This is a genomic window from Fusibacter sp., from assembly GCF_057447755.1.
Genome location: NZ_JBVBZF010000101.1, coordinates 1 through 11,396 on the forward strand (window position 1 = coordinate 1; position 11,396 = coordinate 11,396).

13 protein-coding genes and 1 other annotated feature are annotated in these 11,396 nt (G+C 38.7%); of the genes, 12 read left to right on the plus strand and 1 reads right to left on the minus strand.

Features of this window, described 5'->3' with window-relative positions:
- Positions 1–761 (minus strand): hypothetical protein (locus tag AC220I_RS12185; RefSeq protein ID WP_486724112.1); only part of this gene is annotated, 761 nt, incomplete at its 3' end.
- A 169-nt stretch (positions 762–930) separates the two neighbouring features.
- On the opposite strand from AC220I_RS12185, the gene AC220I_RS12190 reads away from it, so the two are divergent.
- The 12 genes from AC220I_RS12190 to AC220I_RS12245 form a co-directional block, all read left to right on the plus strand.
- Complete coding sequence (locus tag AC220I_RS12190) at positions 931–1,698, plus strand: TatD family hydrolase (RefSeq protein WP_486724113.1); 768 nt, start codon at positions 931–933, stop codon at positions 1,696–1,698.
- Between the two features lie 24 nt (positions 1,699–1,722).
- Positions 1,723–2,778, plus strand: a complete 1,056-nt coding sequence (locus AC220I_RS12195) for a resuscitation-promoting factor (protein WP_486724114.1) — start codon at positions 1,723–1,725, stop codon at positions 2,776–2,778.
- 55 nt (positions 2,779–2,833) lie between these two features.
- Positions 2,834–3,400, plus strand: coding sequence for a ribonuclease M5 (rnmV, locus tag AC220I_RS12200; RefSeq protein WP_486724115.1), 567 nt, complete (start codon positions 2,834–2,836; stop codon positions 3,398–3,400).
- The gene (gene rsmA, locus AC220I_RS12205; RefSeq protein ID WP_486724116.1) at positions 3,388–4,254 is read left to right on the plus strand and encodes a 16S rRNA (adenine(1518)-N(6)/adenine(1519)-N(6))-dimethyltransferase RsmA; all 867 of its coding nucleotides are present in this window, start codon (positions 3,388–3,390) and stop codon (positions 4,252–4,254) included. Before rnmV ends, rsmA begins: the two co-directional genes overlap by 13 nt.
- A gap of 41 nt (positions 4,255–4,295) precedes the next feature.
- The gene (locus tag AC220I_RS12210; RefSeq protein ID WP_486724117.1) at positions 4,296–4,856 is read left to right on the plus strand and encodes a GNAT family N-acetyltransferase; all 561 of its coding nucleotides are present in this window, start codon (positions 4,296–4,298) and stop codon (positions 4,854–4,856) included.
- A 164-nt stretch (positions 4,857–5,020) separates the two neighbouring features.
- A complete protein-coding gene (locus tag AC220I_RS12215; RefSeq protein ID WP_486724118.1) occupies positions 5,021–5,371 on the plus strand; it encodes a hypothetical protein in 351 nt (116 codons plus the stop codon).
- 47 nt (positions 5,372–5,418) lie between these two features.
- Positions 5,419–6,621, plus strand: a complete 1,203-nt coding sequence (locus AC220I_RS12220; protein WP_486724119.1) for an HD-GYP domain-containing protein — start codon at positions 5,419–5,421, stop codon at positions 6,619–6,621.
- Between the two features lie 70 nt (positions 6,622–6,691).
- Positions 6,692–6,911, plus strand: a binding site (T-box leader).
- A 216-nt stretch (positions 6,912–7,127) separates the two neighbouring features.
- Positions 7,128–8,357, plus strand: coding sequence for a tyrosine--tRNA ligase (gene tyrS / locus AC220I_RS12225; RefSeq protein ID WP_486724120.1), 1,230 nt, complete (start codon positions 7,128–7,130; stop codon positions 8,355–8,357).
- 282 nt (positions 8,358–8,639) lie between these two features.
- Positions 8,640–9,458, plus strand: a complete 819-nt coding sequence (locus AC220I_RS12230) for a hypothetical protein (RefSeq protein WP_486724121.1) — start codon at positions 8,640–8,642, stop codon at positions 9,456–9,458.
- Positions 9,459–9,478: 20 nt separating this feature from the next.
- Positions 9,479–9,955 carry a hypothetical protein gene (locus tag AC220I_RS12235; protein WP_486724122.1) on the plus strand — a complete coding sequence of 159 codons (477 nt, stop codon included), beginning with the start codon at positions 9,479–9,481 and terminating at the stop codon, positions 9,953–9,955.
- Positions 9,956–9,963: 8 nt separating this feature from the next.
- Positions 9,964–10,635: a response regulator transcription factor gene (locus AC220I_RS12240; RefSeq protein ID WP_486724123.1), complete on the plus strand. Its 672-nt coding sequence runs from the start codon at positions 9,964–9,966 to the stop codon at positions 10,633–10,635.
- Positions 10,636–11,396: hypothetical protein (locus AC220I_RS12245; protein WP_486724124.1), on the plus strand; the 761-nt coding region annotated here is incomplete at its 3' end.

Here is an 11,396-nt window from a genome sequence, read left to right on the forward strand (position 1 = left end):
CGCTTGCCTGTGATTAAATCCAAATCCCATAGAACTTCGTTGCTGGCATCCAGTATCAACTGGAACCGATTTCTTTCACTGATAAGCTCCTTATTTTGCGCTTCAAAAGCCTGGACTTTTTCAACCAAGGCATCGTCCAAGTTTTCAAGGCGTTGATTTTCAAGTGTCATGGTTTCAAGTTGAAAGGCAGTGGCTTCAATTTGTAGGAGGAGCGCTTTTCGCTCGAGACTCGCACCTTCGCTGAGCTCATCGTTATAGCGTTTTAAATCATAACCAACATAGGCACTGACGATGAAGTAATTGAGTAGGGCAATGAGATGGACATTGGTGAACTCAAAGAGGGTTTGGTAGTTTTTATAGGCGAACACAAAAAACAAATACATGGTCACTAATATGAAGAGGACCATTTTTTTGTAATCTTGGTAGAGGGTTAAATAGGAAATATACCATGTTAAACTTAAGAGAATAATGAAGAAGCCCTTGTAATCTATGAAAACAATGGTTTGGATGACGACGTATAAAACCATGAAAGCATAAATGGCAGACAACTGTTTTGACTCTGTTTTGAACCCTCTTTTTATGCTTAAAATGATGATTAATGAAATGGACTGAACCCCTAAAATTGGCATTATAAGTGAGGTTCGATTTGTCACATCTATAAAAAGAAGGCTTATAAGGCTACTAAAAGTACTAAGTACAATTTGAATGGTTAATATATGAGTCATCCAATCAATAATGCGTTTGCGGTTTTCTTTGACCATGGTATCCTCTCCTCCTTAGACGTGTTTATAGGTATATACCCCTAAAATGAAAGGCTAAATATCGTTTTTATAACTTTTGTATGATATAATAGACCATGTTTTGATAGAACAGGTATTAATGGTAATATTAATAAGGACCTTAAAAAGTATCCTTTTGGGAGGCCAATAGATGTTATTTGATTCTCACGCACATTTAGATGCGAAGCAGTTTGATCACGATCGTGAGCTCGTCATAAGACGCGCCCAGCTTAACGATATTTCCTATATTATGAATCCAGGTGCGGACTTTCAATCCAGTGTGAATGCAGTGGCACTTGCTGAAAAATACGATTTTATTTACGCAGCAGTCGGTGTACATCCTCATGATGTAGACACCATGGATGACCATATGCTGGCCCTCTTAAAGGGAATGGCCAAAAAGGAAAAGGTCAAGGCCATAGGTGAAATTGGTTTGGATTACTATCGAGATTTGTCACCAAGACCACTGCAGAAAAAGTGGTTTGTTGAACAGCTTAGACTGGCTAAGTCACTTAATATGCCTGTAATCATACACGATAGAGATGCAAACGATGATGTTTTGAGGCTGCTAAAAGAAGAGCATGCTTTTGAAACGGGTGTTTTAATGCACTGTTATTCGGGTAGTAAAGAACTTGCCAGACAATATATATCATTAGGGGCTTACATTTCAATTGCAGGTCCTTTAACCTATAAAAACGCACGAAAGACGGTTGAAGTTGTGGAAGCTGTGCCACTAGACCGCTTGATGATTGAAACCGATTCACCCTATTTAACACCGGAACCTTTTAGAGGCAAGCGAAACGAATCCATGTACGTCCGATATGTATGCCAAAAGATGGCGGATATCAAGGGCATTGCGTTTGAAGAGCTTGCAGAAATTACGCTTAATAATGCGAAAACGTATTTTAAAATAAAATAGAAGGATAAAGATGGGAGTATGAATATGAGTCATAGAGGAATAAAATCGTTTCTTCTACTCATCATATTTGGCTTAGTCATTATTTTCGGTATTAAAACAATCTTTAAGCATAATGTCATCATCGTAGATGAAGACAAAACCATTATCATGAGCACCTTTGAAAAAGAGATACCTAAAATCTTGAAACTTGCAGATGTAAACTTACGAGCAGAAGATCGAGTTGAGCCAAATCTAGATGAAGCCATCGGTAAAGACGGAAAAATAGTAATCCACCGCGCCAAACCGATTACCTTAGTTGAAGGAGAGACCCAGACGACGATTTACAGTACTGAAAGTAAGATCAGTGCCGTTCTAGAATCAGCGGGAATTACACTTGGTAATGATGATCAAGTGTATCCTAGATTAAATGACACCGTGGCAAGAGATCGACTTATTGAGATTGTCAGAGTCGATGTCAAGGAAGAAACCCTTTCAGAGAAAATACCATTTAACACGGTTTATAAAATGACGGAGTCAAGATCGCCTGGGGAACGTGAAATCATCGCCGAGGGTAAAGATGGTATTTTAGAGTGTCAGTTCAAAATTGTTTATGAAAATGGTGTTGAAGTTTCGCGTCAGCTGATTTCAGATCAAGTGGTTTTAGCACCTGAAACTGAAATTGTAGAAGAGGGTCTGGATAAACTCTTTGTTACGAGCAGAGGCATGCCTTTTAGATACAAAGAAGTTTTAATCTTGAGAGCAACAGCTTATGATTTGTCTTACGAGAGCTGCGGCAAGAATCCAGGAGATCCAGCCTATGGGATAACTCGGTCAGGAACTCAGGCAAGACCTGGTGCTGTTGCTGTAGATCCAAAGGTCATCCCACTGGGATCAAAGCTGTATGTGGAATCACTTGACGGTACGCCGGATTATGGATTTTCATCAGCTGAGGATACAGGGAGCGCCATAAAGGGCAACCGAATTGATCTTTTTATAAGTGATCGCGCAAAAGCACTACGATATGGTGTGCGTAATGTAAGAGTTTATGTTTTAGATGAAAAAATTCCTGAAGAAATGCTGGAAGGCTACTCTAAAAAGTAAGTAAAGGATTTAAAGCGTAAAACACTTTTAAATAATAAGATGGAGCAAGACTTAAATGTTAGAATCAATTAAAGAGGTAATCGTTGTAGAGGGAAAGGATGATGAATCCGCAGTAAAAAAAGCGGTGGATTGTGAAATCATCATTACCCATGGCTTTGGCATCAACGAAGAAACCTTTAAACGCATAGAAAAAGTTGCTAAGACCAAAGGGGTTATCATCTTTACAGACCCTGATTATGCCGGTGAACAAATTCGAAATCGGATTGACGCCAGGGTTGAGGGCTGTAAACACGCTTTCCTCGACCGTCAGGAAGCGACCAAAAAGGGTGATGTCGGTATTGAAAACGCATCACCTTCTGCTATTAGGGAAGCACTGAGTAAGGTGCGAACGCTTTCTTTTGAAACTGAGGACCTATTTTCTCAAGCAGATCTCGTTTTAGCGGATTTGATAGGCAATGATTCTGCGGCAAACAGAAGAGCTGCCATGGGTAAAATACTGGGTATTGGCTATTGCAATGCCAAGCAATTTTTAAATAGACTAAATCGTTATGGTGTCACACGCGAGGCGTTTGTCAGCGCACTTGAAATTATAGAGAAAGAGGAGTCATTATGGATCGATTAACATCCCCTAGAACCATTAAATATATCATGGAGAAATATGGTTTTAGATTCAGCAAGAGTCTTGGACAAAATTTTATAATAGATTCAAATGTACTTGATCGCATATTAGAGGGATCAGAACTCTCAGAAGAGGATTATATCCTTGAAATTGGACCGGGGATTGGCGTCATGACACAGGTGCTCTGTGAGAGCTGTGCAAAGGTTGTTTCAATTGAGATTGACAGCGCTTTGATTCCTGTTTTAGAAGAGACGGTTGGCGAATTTGACAACCTTAAGGTCATACACAATGATGTTTTAAAAGTGGATTTAAAGGCTCTTTTTGAAGCAGAGTTCAAGGAGAGACGACCAAAATTGATTGCGAATCTACCTTATTATGTGACAACGCCGATTATCATGAAATTTCTCGAGGAAAGAATTCCGGTGACAGATTTGATCGTCATGATTCAAAAGGAAGTTGCAGATCGTATGATGGCACGTCCATCAACCAAGGAATACGGGGCCTTATCTGTTGCCGTCCAATATTTTACAGAACCCTCAATCGTAACCAAGGTCTCAAAGGGTTCTTTTATGCCTATGCCCAATGTGGACTCTAGCGTGATTAGACTCAAGGTCAGAGAGAATCCGCCAGTTGTTTTATCAGATGAAGAGATATTCTTTAAAACCATAAAAGATGCCTTTGGTAAGAGACGTAAAACACTTTTAAATGCACTTTCGAGTGGTGTCTTAGGCCTTAATAAGGATCAGGTGAGAATTGTTTTGGCTGCAAGTGGTCTAGAAGAAAACTTAAGAGGCGAAGCACTTGATATCAACCAATTTGCAAGACTCGCAAATGAAATCTACAAAATCAGACAATAACTGTAATCAGCAATATAGGACTAAGTCAATGGGAGAAGGGCATGAAGCGAATATATGAGACTGAGCGATTGAAGCTCGTCGTTTTAGATGAATCACATGCAGAAAAAATTATGCAGTTTTATATCAAGAATGATGAATTTTTATCCCCCTTTGAACATATTAAACCGAGGGCATTCTATACACTTGATAATCATAAAATGACTTTGAGGCTTGAAGAAGAGGAGTTCCTCAAGATGAACATGGTGCGATTTTGGCTCTTTAAGAAAGAAGATCAAACGCTTGACAAGCCACTTGGCACACTTGCGCTGACCAATATCATAAGAGGGGTTTTCAAATCCTGTTTTTTAGGCTATAAAATGGATGAAGATGAGATTAACAAGGGGTATATGACAGAGGCCATAAAAGCGGTTATAAAAGTTGCGTTTTCAGAGATGAAACTTCATCGTATTGAGGCGAATGTAATGCCCCGAAACGAACGGTCTATCAGAGTTGTGGAGAAGTGCGGTTTTATCAATGAGGGCTTAGCCAAGCAATATCTGAAGATTAATGGGATTTGGGAAGACCACTATCACATGGTAATCCTCAATGAAGAAGATGTATAATATGGTGCCATTAAAGTGTTACGAATCAGTGAAACACTTTAATGGCGCTTTTTTACGGCTATTTTTCTTGCTTTATTAAAATCAATAAGGGTATAATAAAAGGGAATAGATGATGTTGGAATATTCAGAAAACTTCAAAAAAATCATAGGAAGTAGGTGATGTCATGCTACAAGATCTAAAGCTTTCAATAATTGAACAGGGCAAAGAGTCGATAGAAGAAATTAGCAAGGTTTTCTATTTAGAGGAATCAGAAGTCGTAGAGCTTGAAATGCCATTGATTGTAGATGTGACTAAGCTTTTGAGTGGTAGGATTATAGTGACCACTCGTAGCATTTACCCTGTGAATAAATTTGTGAATTTGGATTTGACCATCAGTAAGATTAAATACTCCTTAATCGGTAAAATCAAGAGCTTTAAGGTCGTTGAAAGCCGATTGTACGAAATCACAATTCTTCTAGAAGAAGTTCCAGACCATTTGCTTTTAGAGCTTGAAACATTTTATATTGAAAAATAGGGTCTATATTAGCTATAATGAAAGAAATAATCAAAGGGTGGTGTACAGTGAGAAAATTAGATGTGAATCAACTTGAAATAGGTATGATTTTAGGTGCTCCCATAGTAGATGCCGAAGGCGTAGTAGAACTTTTAAGCCGTGGAACAACCCTTACCAAAAGACATATTGCTTTGATTACCCAAATGGGTCCAATGGATGTTTACGTCTTGGACCACGAAGAGGAAGAAGCAGAAGAAATTGTTGTGGATGTTGAAGATATCGCTAAAAAAGCTGAAGCCGACGGTAGGGCATTTGACCTTGAAAAACTCATCAAGGACCTAGACGAAATTGATCAACACGTTTATGAACCTGCACCGAGAAGTATTGTTAATAATAATATGGAAGTTAATATCATCACTGGGGAGTATGATCTCCCAATTGATGTGAGACATGAAAAGGCCATAGAGGATACAAAGATGGTCTTCACCCAAATTAGGGAAGACGGCGTTTTAGACCTCGAAAGAATAAGACGAAATGTTGAAGAAACCTTGCCGGATATGGTACGGAACAATGACGTACTCAAGCGTTTGAGTCAGCTTAAGAACTCGGATGATTATACCTTTGAGCATTCTATAAGAGTGTCGATTCTTGCGACGATGATCGGCAAATGGCTGGGTTATTCTCAAGAGGAATTGCTTGAGATTGGTGAGGCCGGTTTGCTCTTTGATATTGGTAAACTCAATGTGCCAGAATTCATCATTAAAAAGCCTACACAGGTTAATTTGGAAGAGTATGAACTCATTAAAAAACATGCTCAGTTTGGCTATAGCATTTTATTAAAGACAAAAGGCGTTTCCAGCAATATTAAATATGCTGCCCTTCACCACCATGAGAGAATGGACGGCAGTGGCTACCCTCTTAGATTAAGAGAAAATCAAATTCATGATTATGCTAAGATCATCATGGTATGTGATGTGTTTGACGCTTTAATTACAGATAGACCTTACAAGAAGGGCATCTCGCCAATTCTAGCGGCGGACTATCTGTCGTGGTCAAGTGGCAAACTCTTTGATTCCAAGGTCTGCTACGTCTTTATCAAAAAGCTCTCAGAATACTACTTGGGCAAGAAGGTTAGACTTACAAATGGACAGGAAGGTGTCATCGTCTTCATAGATGCCAACTATCCTACAAGACCCCTTGTACGCGTAGGCAATGAATTTGTCAACTTAATCAAAGATAGAACTTTGAACGTGGCGTTTCTGGAATCATAGACTCAAATGGACATGAGTTGACAACTTAAAAATTATCGTTTATATTAGTCTTAATCGACTTTAAATTTAATAGAAGGCATTGATTGATTAGAGTAGACTTGAATTTTTGTTTCAGAGAGTGGTGCGGTTGGTGTGAGCATCATAGAGATTTAAGCTTGAATTACGGATCATGAGCCATAGTGAGAAATTGCTACGCGTACTGGGCGTTAACAGTTTGAGGTGTTGTTTGTTAGATGATGGCAATAAACAGCATGAATTAAGGTGGTAACACGGGTAATCTCGTCCTTTAGGATGATAATTCCCGTGTTTTTTTATTATATACAACAAAATTTGAGCAGAAAGCTGTGATGAGAAATGTTTAATCTCAAACAGCGTTAGCGAAAATTGGTTTGAGACATCGAAGGTGGCTCAAATGTTGTTTTAGCCTCCTTTAAAACGCAGCTAAGCTTGTTTAATCAAAACAAATTACCAAAACAAATTATCAAGATAAATTAAGAGGTGATAGGATGAAAAACGTATATGATATTTTACTTGAGCGTGGTTACATTGAACAGGTAACACACGAAGAAGAAGTTAAGGAACTGCTGGCAAAGGAAAGTGTAACCTTCTATATTGGCTTTGACCCAACTGCTGACAGCTTGCATTTAGGCCACTTCATTCAAATTATGGTTATGATGCATATGCAAAGAGCGGGTCATAAACCGATTGCCCTAGTGGGTGGTGGTACTGCGAAAATCGGTGATCCATCTGGCAAAACAGATATGAGAAAGATGCTCACACCTGAAGCAATTGTTGAAAATGGCAACAAGCTCAGAACGCAAATGGAAAAGTACCTAAAACTCGATGACGTCAATGGCTATATGGCGAATAATGCGGATTGGCTTGATGAGCTCAGCTATATTCCATTTATTAGAGAAATCGGGAGTAAGTTTTCTGTAAACAGAATGCTCACGGCAGAGTGCTTCAAGCAAAGACTTGAAAAAGGGCTCAGCTTCTTAGAGTTCAACTACATGATCATGCAGGCTTACGATTTCTTAGAGCTCAACAGAAGATATAAATGTAAGATGCAACTTGGCGGTAACGATCAATGGTCCAACATCATCGCAGGGGTTGACCTTGTTAGACGTATGGAGCAAGAACAGGTTTACGGGCTGACTTTTAAGCTCTTACTCACAAGTGAAGGCAAGAAAATGGGAAAAACAGAAAATGGCGCTATTTGGATTGACCCAGATAAGACATCGCCATATGAGTTGTTCCAATACCTTAGAAATGTTGAAGATGCTGATGTCGAAAACTGTTTAAGACTCTTAACCTTCCTGCCAATGGATGAAGTAAGACGTTTAGGCGCACTTGAAGGTGCAGAAATTAACAAGGCAAAAGAAATCTTGGCATTTGAGTTTACTAAAATCGTCCATGGTGAAGAAGAAGCACAAAAAGCACTTGATGCAGCTAAAGCATTGTTTGCAGGCGGTGGCGACAGTGCCAATATTCCATCAACGACTTTACAAGCAAGTGCGTTTGAAAATGGTATGCCACTATTGGATTTACTTGTGACACTTGGTCTAATTGCTTCAAAAGGTGAAGGCAAGAGACTTGTTGCGCAAAAAGGGATTACCGTAAAGGATGAAGTCGTGGCGGATTTCGCGATGAACATCACCTTGGAAATGTTCGAAGACAATGCGATCATGATCCGAAAAGGCAAAAAAGTCTTCCATAAAGTCATTATTGAATCATAGAGTCGAGATATAGAAACTCAGCAACCTTCTTATTCCAAGTAGATTGCTGAGTTTTTTTGTATATTATAAAATAAGTTGTGATGAGGAATTTTAGGCCTCAGAGAGCATCAGAAAAAGTTGCTTGGAGGCTTCTTTAGTTGATAAAAATATTGTAGTATGTCTTAAATGATTTTATAAAAGGCCATAATTCCCTAGATAATATCTAGAAGTCCCGATATAATGGTATAAAGGCTTTTAAGTTAACCTTTTAGAAACTCTATTTGAAACGGGAGGCGTAAAACCGTGACGATCAAATTTAAGGATATATTGAATACTGTACTCAAAGAAGATGATTTGGACATTTATGAAAAAATGTGCTTGTTGATCCTGCTCAATATGGAGGATGATGCCAATTTAACGTCGGAAGTACTTGGCAATTATATGGGGTGTTCCACTGTAAGGGCAAAGCTTGCCTTTGAATCTCTGCATACAAAAGGCTATTTAAAGGGTGAATCCGTTTATTATGAAGGTGAAACGATTCAAAGAAGAGAGAGCAATGTCATTTCGCCTAAGCAGGAAGTTGTTGAAGTGGGCGATATTAGAGAACCCCTAAACGTGGAAACGGATGAATTTCTAGAGGGCTTTTTTAAGCCATTAAATGAAGAAAGACCTGTGGAAGAAAGCAATGAAATGCGTTTGGATAAGCTTAGAAACGCCACAAGGACGCAAGAAGTCGATCCTGAAACGGAGAGACGTCAAAGGTTGGCAGCCTATTTAATGGGCAGCGGTGAATTTGTGGAAAGTGAGGCAAAGGCATTTGTCAGTGTCAAGGAAACCAAGCAGTCACTTGTGGATCAGGTGATAGGGATTGTAGATGAAAAAATTAGTTTTAAAGAAGCAAACATCATACTTGGATTTGCCAGCAATGATATTGAACTGATCAAGCGCAAATATAGAATTGCAAAGATGTCTCAAATGTCAGACACCATTAGTGTTCTCATAAATGAACTCCAGAAAAAAGAGTCTACGGTCATAAAGGCAGAGGAGCTCGAGGCAGAAAAGAGTCAAATCAATACAAATCGTATCATGAAAATGCAAGCTTATAAAAATCAAATCAAATAAGCCGTCATCTGGGGGAAACAATGAAAAAAACAGGTATGACACCACTAAACATTATATTGATCCTCTGTCTGATTATGGCCATGCTCTTATCAGGCTGCAGACAAAACAATACTTCGGTTAAAACGGTGACTTTGGAGCCTCTTGAAGAAGAAAAGCGAATTGAAGAGCCTGTCTCAGAGGACCAGTTAGACATCATATTGAAAAAGTTACAGGGCGAAATGCGGGTTTTTGATGTGGTGGAATACCATGATGACCTCTTGGCTGAGATAAAGCCCAAAGTCAGTGGCGGTGAATCTGATGAGACTTTAAATGAAATTATTAAACCAATTGTTGAAATGTATGTTTACGATGTCCTTTCAGAAAAAATCATAGAGGCCTTGGGTGAAAATTACGCTCAAGCCGATTATGACTGGCTTTATAGGCATGTGGAAACAAAGTCACTTCAGACCTTGATGGTCGCATATGAAAGAGAATATATTAAACATACTGAGAAGTAGGTGGTCAAATGTATACCATAATGGTAGTTGAAGATGAAAAAAGATTAAGGGAAATTGTGGTTAAGTATTTTCAAGCTGAAGGCTTTAAGGTGCTTGAAGCTGTAAATGGAAAGGAAGCCGTTTCCCTGATTAAAATAACGCCGGTGGATATCATCTTAATGGATGTAATGATGCCGGAACTCAATGGTTTTGAAGCGTGTAAGCAAATAAGGGCCTTCTCTGATGCTTTGATTATCATGCTTACAGCAAGAGATGATGATGAGGATAAAATTAAGGGTTTTGATTGTGGTGCCGATGAATACGTCACAAAGCCATTTAGTCCCAAGGTTCTTGTGGCACGTGTAAATGCATTGTTAAAGCGATTAAATACCACTGTTGAAGCGACAAACATCATCCAGTTTGGCGCTTTAAAAATTAACAAGGACAACTATGAGGTTCACGACCAAGAAGATGAAATCAAATTAAGCCCTAAGGAGTTTGATTTGTTGCTGCTTTTGGTTGAACATAAAAATGTTGTACTCACCAGAGAGACTATTCTTGATCGTGTCTGGGGATATGATTATTATGGTGACTATCGCACTGTGGATACCCATATCAAAAAACTCCGAAAAAAACTGCCATACAGCAGTGAAGCCATAAAAACGATTGTTAAAATAGGTTACAAATTTGAGGTGAAGTAAATGAAACGATCAAGTGTCGTCGTTAGGCTTTTTGTCTTGACGACGTTGTTCTTGGTATTCTTCGTGTCGATTGCCTTCAAGCTACAGTTGAAATCGTTTGAGGAATATTATTTCGAGAGAAAAATTAATGATATTGACGAGAATTATTTTGATTTCATGGCACTTTATGACACCTCTAACTGGAGTCAGACAGAGCTTGAGCAAAATGTCCAATATTTTGAAAATCAAAATGACATCAAGATTGCAATGATCGATAATTATTACGGCATCATTAATGAAAGCAAATACAAAATATTCATTTTAAACGATAAGGGCCGTGTGTTTGAGGTTCAACTCAATAACGTCCTCAAAAAGTCAGATTACCTCAAATTGGACATTCATACTGGAGACCGTATCAATGTTAAGGGCTATCTTTGGGGGGAACAGAAAAAAAACATCACCCTCATGCAGATGAGACTCAATAACACCATGGTGTTTAACGTGATTGAACCCAGGCTAAACGATCGACTAAAAGTGGACGAGGTAGAGGGAACGGTTATCAGATTTAATTTACCTGACCAACAAGACCTTATTTTTGGTGTGGATTATACGAGTATTGCCGGTGTTGTGGATTACTATTACTTTACACCCCAAAATGGCATTAACAAGGAAGAAAGCTTTATCTATACTGAAAAAAACTCTGGAAAGAAGCAAATCGTAAAGGTTTTTCCATCTAATCGTAAAGGGCTTAAAAGCATCTTTATCATGACACAGCAACAACC